The organism is Ferrimonas marina (genome assembly GCF_900129905.1).
In the GTDB taxonomy this organism is placed as follows: domain Bacteria; phylum Pseudomonadota; class Gammaproteobacteria; order Enterobacterales; family Shewanellaceae; genus Ferrimonas; species Ferrimonas marina.
This window is the reverse complement of sequence record NZ_FQXG01000006.1, coordinates 395,824-415,166: the sequence shown is the minus strand read 5'-3', so window position 1 is coordinate 415,166 and position 19,343 is coordinate 395,824. Positions and strand designations below refer to the sequence as shown.

The 19,343-nt window shown below is 59.3% G+C and carries 11 protein-coding genes; 2 read left to right on the top strand and 9 right to left on the bottom strand.

Features of this window, described 5'->3' with window-relative positions:
- Positions 1–682: 682 nt before the first annotated feature.
- Positions 683–1,108, bottom strand: a complete 426-nt coding sequence (grcA, locus tag BUC04_RS16460; RefSeq protein WP_067662867.1) for an autonomous glycyl radical cofactor GrcA — start codon at positions 1,106–1,108, stop codon at positions 683–685.
- Between the two features lie 127 nt (positions 1,109–1,235).
- A complete protein-coding gene (locus tag BUC04_RS16455; RefSeq protein WP_067662865.1) occupies positions 1,236–2,186 on the bottom strand; it encodes a LysR family transcriptional regulator in 951 nt (316 codons plus the stop codon).
- Between the two features lie 471 nt (positions 2,187–2,657).
- On the opposite strand from BUC04_RS16455, the gene BUC04_RS24210 reads away from it, so the two are divergent.
- The gene (locus BUC04_RS24210; protein WP_067662863.1) at positions 2,658–8,219 is read left to right on the top strand and encodes a S8 family serine peptidase; all 5,562 of its coding nucleotides are present in this window, start codon (positions 2,658–2,660) and stop codon (positions 8,217–8,219) included.
- 395 nt (positions 8,220–8,614) lie between these two features.
- Complete coding sequence (locus BUC04_RS16445; RefSeq protein WP_082766759.1) at positions 8,615–14,269, top strand: S8 family serine peptidase; 5,655 nt, start codon at positions 8,615–8,617, stop codon at positions 14,267–14,269.
- Between the two features lie 165 nt (positions 14,270–14,434).
- Here the strand turns inward: BUC04_RS16445 and BUC04_RS16440 are convergent, their stop codons facing one another.
- From BUC04_RS16440 to rplM, 7 genes are all read right to left on the bottom strand, one after another.
- Positions 14,435–14,875, bottom strand: a complete 441-nt coding sequence (locus BUC04_RS16440) for a ClpXP protease specificity-enhancing factor (RefSeq protein ID WP_067662856.1) — start codon at positions 14,873–14,875, stop codon at positions 14,435–14,437.
- The gene (gene sspA / locus BUC04_RS16435; protein WP_067662853.1) at positions 14,872–15,501 is read right to left on the bottom strand and encodes a stringent starvation protein SspA; all 630 of its coding nucleotides are present in this window, start codon (positions 15,499–15,501) and stop codon (positions 14,872–14,874) included. The genes BUC04_RS16440 and sspA overlap by 4 nt, the downstream gene beginning before the upstream one ends.
- Before the next feature lie 97 nt (positions 15,502–15,598).
- Entirely contained in the window at positions 15,599–16,294 is a 696-nt protein-coding gene (locus BUC04_RS16430; protein ID WP_067662850.1) for a cytochrome c1, read from the bottom strand.
- Positions 16,294–17,505, bottom strand: a complete 1,212-nt coding sequence (locus BUC04_RS16425) for a cytochrome b (RefSeq protein ID WP_373277976.1) — start codon at positions 17,503–17,505, stop codon at positions 16,294–16,296. The genes BUC04_RS16430 and BUC04_RS16425 overlap by 1 nt, the downstream gene beginning before the upstream one ends.
- 2 nt (positions 17,506–17,507) lie before the next feature.
- Positions 17,508–18,098 (bottom strand): ubiquinol-cytochrome c reductase iron-sulfur subunit, encoded by a 591-nt coding sequence (petA, locus tag BUC04_RS16420; RefSeq protein ID WP_067662846.1) that lies wholly within the window; start codon positions 18,096–18,098, stop codon positions 17,508–17,510.
- A gap of 294 nt (positions 18,099–18,392) precedes the next feature.
- Positions 18,393–18,779 (bottom strand): 30S ribosomal protein S9, encoded by a 387-nt coding sequence (gene rpsI / locus BUC04_RS16415; RefSeq protein ID WP_067662844.1) that lies wholly within the window; start codon positions 18,777–18,779, stop codon positions 18,393–18,395.
- A 13-nt stretch (positions 18,780–18,792) separates the two neighbouring features.
- Positions 18,793–19,221 carry a 50S ribosomal protein L13 gene (rplM, locus tag BUC04_RS16410; protein WP_067662841.1) on the bottom strand — a complete coding sequence of 143 codons (429 nt, stop codon included), beginning with the start codon at positions 19,219–19,221 and terminating at the stop codon, positions 18,793–18,795.
- Positions 19,222–19,343 lie beyond the last annotated feature (122 nt).

Here is a 19,343-nt window from a genome sequence, read left to right as displayed (position 1 = left end):
AGCGTTCAATCTGAGCCATGATCAAACTCTTCAATTAAAGATTTTGATTTAGCGTCCTACTCCGAAGAGCAAGACGTACTCAATGAATACTGAATTGATAATTTAGTCCGAAGACCAAATTACTCTGCATGTTGTGCAGTCACTCAGTAGCATCGAGAAAATGATGATTTCTCAATCCTGCGTGAGTGCCCACACAGATTGTCTGACATATTGTTAAAGAGCATTGCCTTCGCTGTTCGGCTTAGCCGCTTCGCTCAAGGCAGGAGGCGTATTCTAGTGAATCCCTCGTGGTCGTCAAGGCGTTTTTGCAAACTTCTTTTCGACCGTCGACATTTTAACCAATTGGGTGTGTAACCCTTGGTGGCGCTGGCTTCGCATCTCATTGAGTTGCTCGCTGTGCCCCGTCGACAGGAAGCGCATTATAGGGAGCGGATTTCGTCGCGCAACCCCTTTTTCCCGGCTTTTTCGTCATTTGCACAAAGCCCCAGCAAATACCGGCTTACCCCCAGCGTTATCCACAGAAACCACCCTCCCTGGTGCTTTTTTGCGCACTCATTTGGCTTTTGCGCCTGAAACGAAAGAGAGCCACCTATATAGGTGGCTCTCTTACGGAGGTGTTCAAACGCTAACTCGAACCCGCCATCCTTGGTGGCCGCCGACCTGAGGGCTCGGCGCGCCAGAATTACAGGGACTGAGTGAAGGTCCGGGTGATCACGTCTTTCTGCTGCTCCAGGGTCAGAGAGTTGAAGCGGACAGCGTAGCCGGAAACACGAATGGTCAACTGGGCATTGTCAGACATGACATTGTAGTCGTCGTTGCTGGCCTCACCCTTTTCGATGCGCTCGCGGGCTTCCATCACCTTTACCAGGGTCTCACGCTTGAGCACGTTAACGTTCAGGTGCTGGCCACCTTCACGCACCGGCGGCGCCTGAATGTTGAGGTCACGGGCTTCGTATTCACCCAGCTCTGCCAGGGCAACGATCTGATCGGCTTCGTACTGTGCCTTGGCGGCCAGGCAGCGCGCCTGCTGTTGCTCTTCATCGATCAACCAGATGCTGTTGAGCAGGTTGGCGTTGTCGGACTGGGTGATTTGGATACCTTGGATCATGTGCTACCTCTTTTATGCCACAAAGCGCGGTGGGCGCGTGATTTATGTCACACACCCTAACAGCCGCCCCGCGCGGGCGCGAGCGATCCTTTCTCACCCCCACATGATTGAGGCTAATGCGAAAAACTCAGATAAAGCGGGTCGCTGCACTGGCGATGTTGTCCGCTTCCCGCACGATGGCCTGCACCAGACTCTGCGCTGACGGCGGCTGGGTCCGGTCCTTCAGAGACACCACGCCGTAACGGGCCGGGATCTCATCCAGGTCCGCCACCTGCAGAATACGCAGCTGTCCCTGAGTCAGCTCCTCATGAACACTGGCCAACGGCGTCAACGCCAGGGTATGGCTGTCAAACAGCGCCGGCTTGATGGTGAGGAACTGATCGAAGCGGATCACCCGCCGTCCGGCCATCATCGGCCCCAATGCCAGACCAGGGATGTGCTCCTCTAAGAAATCGTTGGGCAGGTTACGCGGCAGCGCCAGGGGGTATTGCAACAGATCCGCCATGGTCAGATTGGGCCGGGCCAGCAGCGGGTGTTGCGGATTGCAGCAGATCACCGCAGGGATCGGTGCCAGGGGCACCACCTCCAGGCTGTCCTGCTTGACCAGGCCGGTGGCCTCCACTTCATCGACGAAGTAGTTGAGCTCCCCCGCTTCCAGCAGAGCCAGGTTCTGGCGCCAGCCATCGACGCGCAGATCCAGGTTGAGGGTGGGGTGCTGTCGAGTCAGCTCGCCGACGATCGGCCCGATCAGCGTCTGGGCAGGAATGGGGCTGGCCCCCAGGGCGATATCACTCCAGTCGCCGGACTGCATCAGCTCCAACTCCATGCTGAGCTGACGCACGTCCCGCAGGATCCGCTCACCGTGGCGCAACACTGACTCGCCGTAGGGGGTTAATGCCACGCCACTGCGTTGGCGATCGAGCAGCTTGGCGTCCAGCAGCTCCTCCATTCGCTGAATGCTGCGACTGAGGCTGGGCTGGCTCAGATGCAGAGCTTCGGCCGCTGCGCTAAAGCTGCCTTTTCGACAAAGCATCAGAAAATGCCGGAGGTGTCGGATCTCCATGGTACTGGTTCGCATAGTTCGTCCCTTCTCTATGCGGCATGTCCCATCCTGGGATACATACCTGTTGGCTTATTTATTTCCCTTATCCATACATTCAATTAATACAAAACCGAAAAAAGTTGCAACCTTTAAATAACACTTTGCACAGGGGACTCATCGGCATTATAGGATTTGTGCATTTTTGTTACACGAAGAATGCATTTGAATTACAGCCCTCGCTACGTAACAGTCGAAAGTAACTCAAACCACGATTTGAGGGATAACGCCCTGTAGTCGGTGATGATTGCGAAGTTCTCCGTGGGTTTTTCACTTTTTTGGACCAAGGACACTGCCATAAAAGGCAGTAAGGGTATGCAAGTGAAGATAAAGCAACTCACTCTCATGACACTCGCCGCACTCTATGCTGCCGGCAGTGCCAGTGCGTCAGGACAGGCGCAAGGTGGAACTGGGCCCCAAGGCATCCTTGGGCTCAGTTCTATAACTTCAATGAATTTCCAACTGGACGAGTCCGGTCAGCCGGGGAGCCAGACTATCTCCGTTGACGCCTTTGATATGACGGCGGAGCAATACGCCGAGATGAAGGCCCATCAGCAGCAGCTGCTCAATCGTGAAGGGATCACCAGTGCGCCGAACCAGCACATTGGTCGTGCCGGCAAGGTGCCTTTCCAATACGAAAGTGGCCTACAGGGTGAACACACCTACATCATCCAACTGGATGACGCGCCGCTGGCCACCTATCAAGGGGGCGTCGCCGGGCTCAATGCCACCGCAGCGACCAGTCAGCCTTCCCTGTTTGGCCTGACCCCTAAGCTGAATCTGAACAGCAGCGCCAGCCTGGAGTACCTGCAGTACCTGGACCAGCGCCAAGCGAGCATCCACAGCACCATCACCGGTAAGCTGCGTGCGCACCAGCCGATCAAGAACTCCTTCAAGTTTGCCTTCAATGGCATGAGCATGGAGCTGACCCAGCAACAGGCCGCACAGGTTGCCAAGCTCTCTGGCGTCAGAGCGGTCACCCGCTCCACCGTACTGCAGTTGCAAACCGACGTTGGCCCGGAACACATCGGTGCTGATCATATCTGGGATGGCAGCGCCACCGACAATGGTCAGTTTACCGGGGCAGGGATCGTGGTCGGTATCCTCGACACCGGGATCAACTCCGATCACCCCTCCTTTACTGCCATGGGGGATGATGGTGTCGCCATTGTTAACCCGCTGGGCAGTGGCAACTACCTGGGTGACTGTGAGCAAGAAGCCCACGCTCACCTGTGTAACGACAAGCTGATCGGCGTCCGCTCCTACCCCATCATTACCGACACCTACGGCGACCCGGTCTTCCGTGACCTTGGTTGGTGGGCCGACTGGGAGCGCGCGCGTCCGGCCAACGGTGAAGATTACAACGGCCATGGCTCCCACACCGCCTCGACCGTGGCCGGTAACATTCTCTACGACGTGCCCTATCAGATGAGCGAGCCGGGATACGGCGATGCGATCACCGGTCGTGATACCGATCTGGTGTTCCCGCGTGTGTCCGGTGTGGCGCCGCATGCCAACATCATCTCCTACCAGGTGTGTTGGGCCGGTGGCCAGGGTGACCCCTACGCCGGTTGCCCTGAAGAAGCGACCCTGATGGCGGTTGAAGACGCCATTCGCGACGGGGTGGATGTCATCAACTTCTCCGTGGGCGGCGCTGAGCGTTCCCCCTGGGCCTCCCCCACCGAACTGGCCTTCCTGGCTGCTCGCGAGGCGGGGATCTCCGTGGCCGCCTCCGCCGGTAATGCTGGCTACTACTGGATGGACCACGTATCACCCTGGCTGACCTCCGTGGCCGCCACCACCCACAGTCGTATCCTGGATTCCGGCGATAAGCGGGTCGAAGGCTTCGAGGGGGGTGATAGCAATCCTTCAAGCTACGGCATGAGCGCCGCCGGCCTGACCGGTGCCTACACCGGCCCCGTGGTCTCGGCCGCCGATTATGGTGATGGCAATTGTGACACTGAGTTTGCCATGGACACCTTCAGCCAGTTGCCGGACGGCACGCCACTGGCTGAAGCACCCATCGTGGTGTGTGGCCGCAGTGACCAGCCCCGCGTGTTCAAAGCGGACAATGTGAAGGCTGGTGGCGCCGGCGCCATGATCCTGTATAACACGCAATCTGACTATCTGTACGGCGACTCCCTGGTACAGAAGGTGGAAGATTTCTACTCCCTGCCCTCTGCCCACATCGGCAACTACGATGGCGGCAAGATCATCGACTGGCTTGCCAGCGGTACCGATCACCGTGCCACCATCACCGATGGCTCACTGTTCACCACCACCCGTCCGGCGGACCAGTTGGCCACCTTCTCCTCTCGGGGGCCCAGCACCACCACCCCTAATGTGATGGCGCCGACCCTAGCAGCCCCGGGTGTGGATGTGTTTGCGGCATACGCCAATGACCGGATCTTCACCATGGACGGGTTTGGCATGAATTGGGCCATGATCAGTGGTACCTCCATGGCATCCCCGCATGTGGCCGGTGCCATGGCCTTGCTGAAAAATGCCCATCCCACCTGGACCCCGGCGGAGATCCAATCCGCTTTGACCACCACCGCCAGCAAGGTCGCCGTTCAGGGCGATGAGTATGGCAATACCGCACCGGTCAGCTTCGATGATGCCGGTGCCGGGGTGATCAACGTGGACCGCGCCGCCATGGCTACCCTGGTCCAGGATGAATCGGTTGACAACTACCGTGCTGCTAACCCACACAGCGGCGGCGATGTTCGTCACCTGAACACCCCGTACCTGGTCGATCGCGAGTGCCAGGGCAGCTGCTCCTGGTTCAGAACCTTTACCGCCACTGAAAGCGGCAGCTGGACCGTGTCCTCCGAGGAGGTGGATTACACCGGTGCGTCTCTGATGTCACTGGAGTTCACACCGGCCTATTTCAGCCTGGAGGCCGGTGAGAGCCAGCGGGTAATGGTCACCGCCACCCTGCCCGATGTGGACTATCAGTCTGATTCGCCACTGGGTCCGGGTAACACCGACGGCTTGACCTTCTTCAGCAAACTGAAGTTGACCCCGAGCGACTCCAGCAAGCCGGTGCAAACCCTGCCGGTGATCGCTGCCTACGATCGTGCCGCCTTGCCGACCATTGTTCAGGCGGATGTGGGCCGTGATGAAGGCAGCCTGCTGACCGCTGAAGTGGTTCTGCCGCCGACCCCAAGCCTGGAAGCCCAGGTCTATGGCATGGCGACCGGGGAGCAAAAAGAATACGCGTTGCAGATGAACACCGTATTCCCCCAGGAGATCGTTGCGGCACTGCCCAGCGCCGAGTCGCAGATCGGCTACCGCATGTTTACCGTTCCTACCGGCACCAAGCGCTTGGTGGTCGAGATTGCCGAAGAAGATGATCTGGCCCGCTTCGGTAGCCGAATTGACCTCGGCCGAGACGTTAATGGTGACGGCAAGATCCACTGGGAAGAGGAAGCGATCTGTGTCTCTGACTGGCGTCTTGCCGACTACTGTGCCATCAACGACCCGGAGCCCGGCGTCTACTGGTACATGGTCAGCAACATCAAGGGCAGCATTGGTTGGTGGGACCCTTACGATGAAGCCCACCGTATCGTCACCAACGTCACCATTATTGATGACGTGGTTACCGATCGCCTGTCTGTCTCTGCCACCGACAGCGACGGTATCGCGCCGCAGCAGTTGGAGCTGAACTGGGATATCAATGGCATTGGCGAAGGCGAGATCCTGCACGCTTTGGTCGAACTGGGTACCGACGCTACCAACCCCAGCGACATCGGTAAGCTGCCGGTTCGCCTGCAGCGTAGCGAAGCCGACGTGCAGTTCAGCGCCAGCCACGAAGGTGCACGCGTTGGTGATATCGTTGAGTTCGAGGTGATTCAGCAAGCCAACCTGTTGGGCGACCAGCGGGATATCCACCTGAGCGTGGAGCTGCCGGCCGGTCTGAGCCTGATCGAAGAGAGCGTACGTGGTAACGAGTTTGCCAATCCGCGCCTGAGTGTTGCGGGCAGCACCGTCACCCTGCAAGGTACCCAGCCTTCCACCAAGGACGTGCCTCGCACCTACGAGTACAGCACCAACCTGGATGACCCTCAGTGTCGCCTGCCGTTTAGCGACCATCCGGAGTTTGTCGACCTGCCCGGTATCGGTGTGCCGCAGTTGCCGGCCTTCAGCAACGAGTGGGATCAGATGTATGAGATCCCGGACTTCGTAGGCTACGACAACTACTTCCCGCACATCCCGCTGTACGGTGTAGAGGCCAAGGACACCACCAACATCCTCACCGTTCAGGGTGATGGCATGTTGCGCTTCGATGCTCACGCGCAGTTCTCGCTGCCGGGATATACCCTGGCCAACGATGGCGTCCGCGACCTGGTGGTGGCTCCTTTCTGGCGCGCCAATGCGGTCTCCCTCAATGAGTCTGGCATGGACTTCGCCACCTTTACTCCCTATGAGTACGGTGTCTATGCCGCCTCGTTGAACCAGGGCGCCTACTTCGCCGCGCAGTGGAAGCGGATGTACAACGCCGAAGCGGGCATGCTGGGGATGGAAGTCGATAAGTCGACCTACTTCGACTTCATGACCCTGGCCTCCAGCGTCATCGACTTTACGCCTGGCGTGTATGAGCTGTTCTTCGCCTACGGTGAGATGGACAGTGAATTGGGTGAGCACACCGTGGGCCTGAAGGGCTACCAGGGCGTGCGCGGCTTCTACTACCCGGTCAATGGCTATCACTACGACGACTACGCAGTAAATCAGCCTGAAAAACTGGGCAGTAACCTGCTGGTGTGTGCCAACTACCAGGGGCCGGAAAGCACCCGTGCAGTGATGCGCTTTGCCGCACTGGTTACCCCGGAAGCGGCTTCCAGCTCACTGCCTGTGGTACTGACCGCGGAAGCCGATGGTGGTAACACCGTCACCGAGGTTCAGGTCATCGACGTCAACAGCAACATCGTGGTGTACGGCATTGCCGACCAGACCATCGATGAGAACGACGCTATCGCGCACCTGGCCGTGGATTACCTCCATAGCGATAACCGGGCTGTGGGACTGATGGTATCCGCCGACAACGTAATGGTGGAAGTGGATGGCATGAGCTTCAGCCTGACCCCTGAGGCAAACTGGAACGGCATGACCGAGGTGACCGCCACCGTCTACGACCTGGCCAACCCCAGTGACCAGGCCAGCACCCGCTTTATGCTGACAGTCAACGCCGTGGACAGTGAGCCGGTCATTCAACTTAGCGGCACCAGCTACGCCATCAATGCCGGCGAAACCCTGATGCTGGATGCCAGCCAGTCGGTTGACCCGGATGGTGGTGAGCTGAGCTTTGAGTGGGAGCACACCACTGGGCCCAGTGGTCACATGTCCGGTGCTATGGGTGCTACCCCGGTCATCACCGACCTGGGCATTGGCTACCATGAGTTCACTGTGACGGTCAGCAACGCGACCCACTCGGTCAGCGAGGTGGTCACCGTGATGGTGAACGGCGCTCCGCAGGTCGACATCGCACCGGAGTCCATCACCGTAGCCGAAGGCAGCACCATCACCATCAGCGCTGCTGGTACGACCGACCCTGACGGTGATGCTCTGAGCTTCTACTGGGAGGTCGTCAGTGGCTTTGCCACCCTGCAGAACGCCAACACCAGCATGGTGACTCTGAAAGGTCTGTCCGCGGGTGAGGTCGTGCTGGAGGTTCGCGTTAGTGATGGCATGACCGTGAGCACCAAGCAGGCGATCATCACCGTGGTTGAGCCTGGTGAAGCGGAGCCGGAATCTGACGAGGGCTCCGATGGCAGCAACGCTCAGTCCCCGGCGGCTCCTGTTGAGGGCGAAGAGGAAGGCGACACCTCCTCCCCGGAGCAGGACACCGACAACAGCAATGACACCGACAACAGCGGTTCCAGCAACAGCGGCAATGGCTCCTCCAATGCCAATGCAGCTCCGGAAGCAGCTGAACAAGGTGCCAGCGGTGGCTCCCTGGGCTACCTGGTGCTGATGCTGCTGGCCTTGACCGGTCTGCGTCGACGCAGCTAAGTCTTCTCAACCCTTTAAGCCGCCTTCGGGCGGCTTTTTTTGTGTCGGTAGGCGAGGTCAGCCCCACTCCAGCAACCCCACCAATCAGTTTGCATACAAAACCAGCAACGGTTCTCCCCTTCAGATTGTTCAAAAAGCATACAGTCCGACAAAAAACTCATATCCGAGAAAACAGCCCTGAGACGCAGTGCCGCCTTGATGTATGTTTTTTGAACATTTTATTGCAACCAACAATGCATTGGAACAAATGGGATGGCTACGTAAGAGTCAAACTAACTCAAACCATGATTTGAGGGATAAAGCCCTGATGTCGGCGAGTTTTTTGTCAGTTCTCTGTGGGTCTTTCACTTTTTTCGACCAAGGACGCTGCCATAAAGGGCAGCAGGGGTATGCAAGTGAAGATTAAACAACTCACGTTAATGACACTCGCCGCGCTATACGCTGCTGGCAGTGCCAGCGCCTCGGGACAGGCGCAAGGCGGAACCGAGTTTCGAAGCATCGAAATCACCGATTCCATAATCAAACTTAATAGCGATCTGCGTGAAGGCCGGCACCGCTCCGGCGCCCAGGTCAATGCGCCGCGCAACAGCAACGGCACCAATGTGCACCGTGGTATCGCTCTGACCGGAGAGGACAAGATCCCTTTCCGTTATGAGCAGGGCCTGACCGGCCAGCACACCTACATCGTCGAGCTGTCCGACGCGCCTGCCGCCAGCTACCGTGGTGGTATCGCTGGCCTGCAGGCCACCGCACCCCAGCACCAATCCACCCCGTTTGCCCTCAACGCTCACGGCGCCAACAAGCTGCAGGTGCAAACCCAAGCGGTGCAGAGCTACCGCCAGTACCTGAGCGACAAGCAGGATGCGGTGCTGTCGCAGATCAGCTCCAGTCGGATGCCGTCCAGCGTCAAAGGACGCTATACCCTGGCCTTCAACGGCATGGCCGTGACCATGAGCCAGGATGAGGCTGCACGCATCGCCACCCTGCCTGGCGTCCGTGCCGTGCATCGCGAAGAGGTGTACGAGCTCAACACAGACGTGGGCCCGGAGCACATCGGTGCCAACCAACTGTGGGACGGCACCGTCGGTGACGCCCAGTACCGTGGCGAAGGGATGGTGATCGGGGTATTGGATACCGGCATCAACTCCGATCACCCCTCCTTTGCCGAGGTGGCCGGGGATGGCTACCAGCACACCAACCCGCTGGGCAGCGGTGTGTTCCTCGGCGATTGTGAAGCGGCCGAGTTCCGCAGCATGTGTAACGACAAGCTGATCGGGATCCGCTCCTATGAGGTGATCACCGACAGCTACTCCGATCCCATCTTCCAGGACGCTCAGCCCTGGCAGGTTGTGCCGCCCAAGCGTCCCGCCAATGGTGAGGACTATCAGGGCCACGGCTCCCATACCGCCTCCACTGCTGCGGGCAACGTCCTCTACGACGTGGACTACCTGGCTCCGGAATTTGCCGAACAATCCGATGGGGTGCCCACCGGACTGGTGTTCCCCATGGTCTCCGGGGTTGCGCCGCGGGCCAACATCATCGCCTACCAGGTCTGTTGGGCCAGCGATGCCAGCTACGGCGACGGCTACCGTGGCTGCCCCGGCTCCGCCCTGTTGTCGGGCATCGAGGACGCCATTGCCGATGGCGTTGATGCCATCAACTACTCCATCGGCACCACCTTTGGCGGTTTCCCCTGGGAGCACCCGGTGGAGATGGCCTTCCTGCGTGCCCGCGAGGCGGGGATCTCTGTGTCTGCTTCGGCGGGCAACTCCTACTCACCGGCTTACTCGAATGAGGCACGTGGTGCCATCGATCACCTTTCGCCCTGGCTGACCTCGGTGGCTGCCACCACCCACGGTCGTGAAATCAAGGTGGACAAATCCCTGACCGCTGCCACCGGTGGTGACGAGCCGATGTCCGACATCAGCGGCGGCGGTATCACTGGCAGCTACACCGGCCCGCTGGTGGATGCCAAGGCCTACGGCAGCGAATACGAGAAGTGTAATGACGCCTTCCCGGCGGACTTCTTCGCCCTGGATCCGGAAGGTAACCCCTGGCCAGGAGACATCGCCCCCATCGTCATCTGTAAGCGTGGCGACATTGCCCGGGTCACCAAGGCGGTAAACATCGCCGCCGGCGGCGCCGGCGGCCTGATCCTGCGCAACGCCAACTCCACTGAGAGCATCAACAACGATGCCTTTGCCATCCCCGGTATCCACATCAGCTACGGGGACTACTTCGGCGACAACAGCAACGGCTACTTCGGTCTGGATGACTGGCTCAAGGAGGGGACTGGCCACACCATCACAATCTCAGAATCCAATGTCTACACCGAGATGGGCCAAGCCAACTACGTGGCGGATTTCTCCTCCCGGGGCCCGAACCTGGAGAACCCGGATGTGATGTCCCCCAACGTGGCTGCGCCTGGGGTCAATGTCTACGCGGCCTACGCCGATGACATGCCCTTTACCCGGGCTCCCTTGCCGACCGACTTTGCCGCCATCAGCGGTACCTCCATGGCGGCCCCTCACGTAGCCGGGGCCATGCTGCTGCTGCAGCAGGCACACCCTGACTGGACCCCGGCCCAGATCCAGTCGGCCTTGATGACCACCGCCTCATTGGATGGTGTCACCCGATCTCGCGATGGCTACCCCTATGATCCGGTTGCTGCCGGCTACGCCGATGCCGGCGCCGGGGTGATCAACGTGGCCCGCGCCACCGCCGTGGGTCTGGTGCTGGACGAAACCGGTGACAACTACCGTGCGGCCAACCCGCGCAACGGTGGTAGCGTCACCACCTTGAACCTGCCCTACCTGTACAACGACCAGTGTGCGGGTACCTGTACCTTCATGCGGACCTTCACTGCCACCACCAGCGGTACTTGGGACGTCTCGGCTGAGGCGCTGGAGATCCCCGGTGCGCCGATGCTGGATATTCAGGTCAGCCCCCAGCAGTTCAGCCTGATGGCCGGGGAAAGCCAGGCCATCATGGTGACCGCCAAGGTGCTGGATGTGGAGGCCCTGGGTAACGACTCCTCCAGCCTGCAACTGCTGGGTCGGGTTAACCTGGATCCGCTGCACCACAGCCTGCCGACCCAGCACCTGCCGGTTGGCGTGCGCTACAGCGGTGATACCCTGCCCCGTGAGGTCAGCGGCGTTATTCACCGTGAAAGCGGCCACACCCTGACCCCCATGGTCTATACCGATGAGATCCAGAGCTTCAACTACCGGGTTAACGGCCTGGTCAAGGCAGACCGCCATGACCTGATGCTGTCCCGTGCGGATACCCGCATCAACGAAGGCCACAACACCATGGCCGAGGTGATGGCGGATCCCGGCTCCAAGGTGATCTTCTTTGATGTGCCTGAGGGCTCCGAGCGCATCGTGGTTGAGGTTCAGCATGTCGACAAGGTGGCCTACTCCGGCATCGACATGGGGATGGACGTCAACAACGACGGTGACATTCAGTGGTGGGATGAGGCGATCTGCTACTCCTGGACCGACGCCGGTGATTTCTGTGCCGTCAATGACCCGATGCCCGGCACCTACTGGGCGGTCGTGGGTAACTGGAAGTACGACTACGAGGATCCCAAGAACGGCGAGGACAGCGTCGTGCTTAACATCGCCGTGGTCACCGGTGACAACGGTGACAACCTCGAGGTATCCGGTCCGGCCAGCAACAACGGCATGGATCCCTACCAACTGCGCCTGAACTACAACCTGCCTGGCGCACAGGACAACGACACCTACTATGGTGTGGTCAGCCTGGGCAGCGATGTCTACAACGACGATAACCTCGGCAGCTTCGCCCTGAAGCTGGAGCACATGGGCAGCGACACTAGCATTACTGCGTCCCAGACTGCCGCCAAGGCCGGCGACATCGTCGACTTCCACGTACGTCTCGAACCCAACCTGCTTGGAGCCGAACGCGGCTTCAGCCTGGTCACCCAGCTGCCGGACACCCTGGACCTGGTGCCGGGAAGCCTGACCGTGGGCAGTGTGGGCATCGACGCCGAGGATGTTTCCATCAGTGGCAACGTATTGACCCTGGATGCCGTGCAGCCCTCCTCTGCGCAGATGGGCCGTCACTACAGCTACACCACCAACCACGACGATCCCATGTGTCGCGTTCCTTACGGCAGCGATCCGGCCTTCTTTGACCTGTTCGCCCAGGGCTTCCAGCCGATGTCTGGCCTGGAAGGGCTGCCCAATCAGATGCTGTGGATCCCGATGGCGGAGAACGGCCTGCCGCATGTGCCGCTGTACGCCAATCCGGAAGAGTTTGCCCAGGATGTGCTGGCGATCTCGCCGTTCGGTTATGTGCAGTTCGACTGGATGATGGACTTCTGGAACCAGAACATTCCGTTCACCGATATCTTCCAGACCTTCCCGGACACCATGGTGGCACCGCTTTGGCGGGGTGACGTCTCCATGCCCAGCCGCACCACCGACTGGGATACCTTCCGTCCGCTGCATGCCGTGTACGCGGTCGTGACCGACAAGCACTACCTGTTCCAGTGGGAAGGTGGCCAGGAGAACATGAGCTTCTTCGGTGGCAACACCAATCCGGACTCTGACGCGTTCTTCAACATCCAGACCATCATCTCTACCGAGATCAACTTTGAGCCCGGTGACTACGAGATGATCTTCGCCTACGACGCCATCAACACCTTCAACAACCACCTGGGCTCTGTCGGCCTGCACGGTTACTGGGGTGAGCGGGGTGCCTTCGGCCCGACCTTCGGCTACCTCAACGATGGCTTCGCCTTTGAAGATGTGGATCAGAAGATCAGCAACGGCACCGTGGTCTGTGCTGATTACCGTGGACCGGAGCAAACCGGGGTCGACCTGAAGTTCCAGGCCCGGGTTTCCGCCGAAGCCACCGGTCAGCTGGGTGTCATCACCGTTGAGAGCCAGTACGACGATTCGGAGCTGGTGACCGTTGAGCACAACCTGGATGTGCCCAGCAACATCACCGTTGCCGACATCGCCGACCAGGTAACCGACGAGAACACCCCGGTCGAAGGCCTGAGTGTGATGTACAACGATCTCAAGGGCACCGCTAACGCCATCGAGATCAGTGGTGAGCACGTTACTGTCGAGCTGGAAGGCAACGAGTCCGGCGCGCAGTTCAGCCTGACTCCGGATCTGAACTGGCATGGCACCACCGAGGTAACGGTGACGGTCTACGACATGGCCTACCCCACCGATCGTGCCAGCACCAGCTTTATGCTGACGGTCAACAACATCCCTAGCCTGCCAGAGGTATCGCTGGCCAACAGCTACATCGCCATGAACGCCGGCGAGACCCTGATGCTGGATGCCAGTGGCTCGGTCGACCCGGAGGGGGGTGAGCTGAGCTTTGAGTGGGAACACACCACCGGACCCAGCGGCCATATGTCCGGTGCCATGAGCGCCACTCCGACCGTGACCGATCTGGGCTACGGCTATCACGAGTTCACCGTCACCGTGACCAACGCCACCGGCTCGGTCAGCAAGGTGGTGACCGTGATGGTCAACGGCGCACCTCAGGTCGAGATCGCACCGGAGTCCGTCACCGTGGCAGAAGGCAGCACCATCTCCATCAGCGCTGCCGGTACCGTGGACCCAGATGGTGATGCCATGACCTACTTCTGGGAAGTGGTCAGTGGCTTTGCCACCCTGCAGGGGGCCAACACCAGCCAGGTAACCCTGCTGGGCCTCTCCGCTGGCGAGGTGGTAATCGAGGTTCGGGTGAGCGACGGCAAGACCACCAGCATTAAGCAGGCGGTGGTCACCGTGGTGGAAGCGGACGATGTGGATGAGCAGGACCAGCAGGTGCCGGATGCTGAGCAGGGCAATGGCGACACCACTGCCCCCGCGGAGGAGGAGGGCAACAGCCCGGCGCCGGAGTCGGATCAAGGCAATAGCAGCAACGCCAGCAACAGTGGCACTGGTTCCTCCAACACCACTGCGACGCCGGAAGCGGCTGAGCAAGGCGCCAGCGGGGGTTCCCTGGGCTACGCCCTGTTGATGCTGCTGGCCCTGGCCGGCCTGCGTCGACGCCGCTAAGCCAACAGAGTAGTAATCGCTAAGCACCCTACCCGGTGCAATAAAGCCGCCCTCGGGCGGCTTTTCTTTTGCCTTGCTAACACCAGGTTCCGCTTTGTTCTGCCCGGCAGCAAGACACAAAAAAGGCGCCACGTAGGCGCCTTTTGTTATCGAATCCCTTCGACCTTATTTGATCACCTTCAGGGTCGGACGACCACTGGGGCGAGTCGGCGGGGTGGCGGGCTCGGACGCTTCGGGCGCCTCTTCCACCGTTTCCTCCGGCTCTTCGGAGCTGTCCTCGTAGGCCGGCTCCGGCGGGAACACGGTGCCAGCACCGTTCTCCCGGGCGTAGATCGCTTCCACCGCTTCCATCGGTACGTTCAACGCGTGCGGCTTACCGCCGAAGCGCGCATTGAACAGGACAAAATCGTTACCCAGTTGCAGGTTGCCCACCGCGTGGGGGGCAATGTTCAGCACAATCTGACCGTCCTGGATAAACTGACGCGGAACCTGTACACCGGGTACCTCGGCGTTCACCACCAGGTGCGGGGTCAGGTCGTTGTCCAGCATCCAATCGTAGAATGCGCGCAACAGGTAGGGTCGAGTGGGGCTAACCTCTTGGCTCATACGCCGATGCGCAGCTCGCGTTCCACTTCGGTCAGGGAGGCCTTGAAGGACTCACGCTCGAACAGGCGGGTCATGTAGGCCTTCACCTCGGCACTGCCACGGCCGGTCAGCTCGATGCCCAGCATCGGCAGACGCCAGAACAGCGGCGCCAGGTAGCAGTCAACCAGGGTGAACTCTTCGCTCATGAAGTAGGGGGTCTCGGCAAAGATCGGGCCCAGAGCCAGGATGCTCTCGGTCAGCTCTTTGCGCGCGGCGGCAACGCCTTCGCCCTTCTCAATGCGGTCTGCCAGGGTATACCAGTCGTGCTCGATGCGGTGCATCATCAGACGGCTCTGACCGCGGGAAACCGGGTAAACCGGCATCAGCGGCGGGTGCGGGAAGCGCTCATCCAGGTACTCCATGATGATGCGCGCGTTGTACAGCACCAGTTCGCGATCGACCAGGGTCGGAACGCTGTTGTAGGGATTCAGTTCAACCAAATCCTGGGGCAGTTGGTTCGGGTCCACCTGCAGGACCTCCACCCCTACACCCTTCTCCGCCAGGACGATGCGCACCTGGTGGCTATAGAGATCGCTGGCACCGGAATACAGGGCCATGACAGAGCGTTTATTGGCAGCGACAGCCATCGATACCCTCCGAAAAGTTCAGATAGCAGAAACCGCAAAGGGGGGCGCTAGGCCCCCACATTTGCACAAGAGACAGATTGTAACCTGTTATTGGCGATTAGTGTACATCTCGCCAGTATTCCCGCTTCAGCAGGTAGGCCAGGACAAAGAAGATGGCCAGGAAGCCCAGTACCCACTTGCCCAGACGCTCCCGCTCGAGCCGGATCGGCTCCGCGGAGTAGGTCAGGAAGTTGGTGAGATCCAAGGCGAACTGGTCGTACTCCTCAGCACTCAGACTGCCACCGCTGGCGACGATGCTGCCATCTTCCTGCAGTACCGGCACCCCTTGCAGACGCTCCAGCACGTGGGGCATACCGACAGAGGGGAACACCAGGTTATTCACGCCGAACGGACGGCTCTGATCCTGGTAGAAGGTGGTCAGGTAGGAGTACACCCAATCGGAACCCCGTACCCGGGCTACCATGGTCAGATCCGGCGGCGCGGCACCGAACCACTTGGCGGCCTGCTCCTGCGGCATGGCGCTGAACATCAGATCGCCCACCTTGGCATCGGTGTAGATCAGCTCATTGATCTCATCGATGCTGAAGCCGACGTCATTGGCCACGCGCTCGTAGCGCTGGTACTGGGTGCTGTGGCAACCCAGGCAGTTCTCGATGAACGCGGTGGCACCGCGCTGCAGCGAGGCTTGGTCATGCAGATCGATGTCGGCCTTGACCACGTGGGGGTTATGGCCGCCTGCGGCAAAGGTCAGCGCCGGCAGGCAGGCAAGCAATGTTACAAAGATCTTTTTCATTAGCCTGTCACCCTTTCCGGAACCGGTTTGCACTTCTCGTTCTTGCTGTAGACAAACAGGAAGACGAAGAAGCCGAAGTAACCCAAGGAGAAGATCCGCGCCAGCAGGGTCTCAACCGGACCGGCCGGCAGCGCACCCAGGATACCCAGGGCGATAAAGCAGACCACGAACTGGGCGATGTTGGCCTTGTGCACCATGCTGCGGTAGCGGATGGACTTCACCTTGCAGCGATCCAGCCAGGGCAGGAAGAACAGCACCACGATGGCCGCCCCCATGCCAACGACACCCAGCAGCTTGTCGGGGACCGCCCGCAAGATGGCGTAGAACGGGGTGAAGTACCATACCGGGGCGATGTGTTCCGGCGTCTTCAGCGGGTTGGCCGCCTCGAAGTTCGGCGCCTCCAGGAAGTAGCCGCCACCTTCCGGCATAAAGAACAGCACGTAGCAGAACAGGATCAGGAAGCCAGCGACGCCGACGATATCCTTGACGGTGTAGTAGGGGTGGAACGGGATCGCATCCACCGGCCAGCCGTCCGGGCCCTTGTTCTTCTTCACCTCGATGCCATCGGGGTTGTTAGAACCCACCTCGTGCAGCGCGATGATGTGCAGGAACACCAGCACCACCAGCACCAGCGGCAGGGCAATCACGTGCAGGGCAAAGAAGCGGTTCAGGGTGGCACCGGAGACCACGTAGTCACCACGGATCCACAGGGTCAGGTCATCACCGATGAAGGGGATGGCACCGAACAGCGAGATGATTACCTGGGCACCCCAGTAGGACATCTGTCCCCAGGGCAGCAGGTAGCCCATAAAGGCTTCTGCCATCAGCACCAGGAAAATCAGCATGCCGAAGATCCACAGCAGCTCACGGGGCTTCTGGTAAGAGCCGTAGATCAGGCCGCGGAACATGTGCAGGTAGATCACCACAAAGAAGGCGGAGGCGCCGGTGGAGTGCATATAACGCAGCAACCAGCCGTACTCCACATCCCTCATGATGTATTCGATGGAGGCAAAGGCCCCTTCGGCGCTCGGCACGTAGTTCATGGTCAGCCAGATCCCGGTGAGGATCTGATTGACCAGCACCAGCATCGCCAATGAGCCAAAGAAGTACCAGAAGTTAAAGTTCTTCGGAGCCGGATATTGACCCACGTGCTTGTTGTACGTGGCGGTCATCGGGATCCGTTCGTCGATCCAATCAATGATTTTTTGCATGATTACGCCGCTCCCTCATCAACACCGATCAATACGGTGGAATCGTCCACATAGCTGTGTGGCGGCACCATCAGGTTCAGCGGTGCCGGAACGCCCGCAAACACGCGGCCGGCCATATCGAACTTGGAGCCATGACAGGGGCAGAAGAAGCCAGAGCTGACCCCCTGTACCTGCTGCTCGAATGCATCCGGAAGGTAAGTGGGCGAGCAGCCCAGGTGAGTACAGAGGCCCACCGCAATGAAATACTCTTCCTTGATTGAGCGACCAGGGTTCTTGGCATAGTCCGGTTGCTGCGGCTCATCCGAGTTCGGATCCCGCAGCTGACTGTCCAGCTTGGCCATCTCATCCAGTACGGCCTTGGTACGGCGTACTACCCAAACCGGCTTGCCACGCCACTCAACGCGTAGCATCTGACCCGGTTCAATCTTTCCAATGTTGACTTCTACTGGTGCACCGGCGGCTTTCGCCTTGGCGCTGGGGTTCCATGACTTGATGAAGGGAACCGCAGTAGCGACCGCGCCAACCCCGCCTACGACAGCCGTAGTTAGGGTTAGAAATCTGCGACGTCCGGTATCGACAGGCGCATTGCTCATCCACTTATCTCCCATAGGGGTTGTGCTTTTTTCGTGCCTTCAATCTTGTTTTTGTGCCCAAACCGATGTTTTCACAAGGGCAAAGAGCTGAGGCGGGCCCATTATATAGAAAAACACGACGCAGTTCATAGTTTGCTGTGCGCAATTGAACTGAATCACACGAAATCATTGTGGGGATAGGAGGATAAATGAGGAAAACGGCGCTCAAACGCACGGATGTGTCGTAACAGCGCTGAAAATAAAAAACCCGACCATAAGGCCGGGTTTTCTGTATCGAACCGAAGTTCCAGCGAATTAACGCTTGGAGAACTGCGGACGACGACGTGCTTTGCGCAGACCAACTTTCTTACGCTCAACTTCACGGGCGTCGCGGGTAACGAAACCAGCTTCGCGCAGAGTCGGGCGCAGAGACTCGTCAAACTGCATCAGGGCACGGGTGATACCGTGACGGATGGCGCCGGATTGACCGGTGATGCCGCCGCCAGAAACGGTAACGTAGATGTCCAGCTTGTCCAGCATCTCAACCAGCTCGAGCGGCTGACGAACTACCATGCGGGCAGTTTCACGGCCGAAGAATTGCTCGATGGAGCGCTTGTTGATGATGATTTCGCCAGTACCCTGCTTGATGAAGACACGAGCAGTGGAGGTTTTGCGGCGGCCAGTACCGTAGTATTGAGTCATTGCCTATATCCCCTTAGATGTCCAGAACCTGAGGCTGCTGTGCAGCGTGCTTGTGCTCGGCACCAGCGTACACTTTCAGCTTACGGAACATGGCACGACCCAGAGGGCCTTTCGGCAGCATGCCCTTAACCGCTTTTTCGATGATCATTTCGGGCTTGCGCTCCTGCAGATCAGCGAAGTTGATCTCCTTGATGCCACCCGGGTAACCGGAGTGACGGTAGTACATCTTGTTTTGCGCCTTGTTACCGGTCACGGTCACTTTTTCAGCGTTCACGATCACGATGTAGTCGCCGGTATCCACGTGCGGAGTGTACTCCGGCTTGTGCTTACCGCGCAGGCGACGCGCTACTTCAGTAGCCAGACGACCCAGGGTTTTACCCTCGGCATCGATGATAAACCAGTCGCGTTGAACGGACTCAGGCTTAGCAGTAAAAGTTTTCATTTGGATAAAAACCTAATTGAGCTGTTACATTTGCGCCCCGCCAATATGGCCGGGCAACCTTGTTCGGTCTCCCACCTATCCCTTCGAATAGGATAAGACGCTGGTTTTGGTCGTTAAACGAC

Excerpts from the sequence above, each read along its gene's own strand:
- sspA (WP_067662853.1), bottom strand. The coding sequence starts at position 15,501 with ATGGCTGTCGCTGCCAATAAACGCTCTGTCATGGCCCTGTATTCCGGT.
- petA (WP_067662846.1), bottom strand. The coding sequence starts at position 18,098 with ATGAGCAATGCGCCTGTCGATACCGGACGTCGCAGATTTCTAACCCTA.
- BUC04_RS16455 (WP_067662865.1), bottom strand. The coding sequence starts at position 2,186 with ATGCGAACCAGTACCATGGAGATCCGACACCTCCGGCATTTTCTGATG.
- BUC04_RS24210 (WP_067662863.1), top strand. The coding sequence starts at position 2,658 with ATGAATTTCCAACTGGACGAGTCCGGTCAGCCGGGGAGCCAGACTATC.
- rplM (WP_067662841.1), bottom strand. The coding sequence starts at position 19,221 with ATGAAAACTTTTACTGCTAAGCCTGAGTCCGTTCAACGCGACTGGTTT.
- rpsI (WP_067662844.1), bottom strand. The coding sequence starts at position 18,779 with ATGACTCAATACTACGGTACTGGCCGCCGCAAAACCTCCACTGCTCGT.
- BUC04_RS16440 (WP_067662856.1), bottom strand. The coding sequence starts at position 14,875 with ATGAGCCAAGAGGTTAGCCCCACTCGACCCTACCTGTTGCGCGCATTC.
- grcA (WP_067662867.1), bottom strand. The coding sequence starts at position 1,108 with ATGATCCAAGGTATCCAAATCACCCAGTCCGACAACGCCAACCTGCTC.
- BUC04_RS16430 (WP_067662850.1), bottom strand. The coding sequence starts at position 16,294 with ATGAAAAAGATCTTTGTAACATTGCTTGCCTGCCTGCCGGCGCTGACC.
- BUC04_RS16425 (WP_373277976.1), bottom strand. The coding sequence starts at position 17,505 with ATGCAAAAAATCATTGATTGGATCGACGAACGGATCCCGATGACCGCC.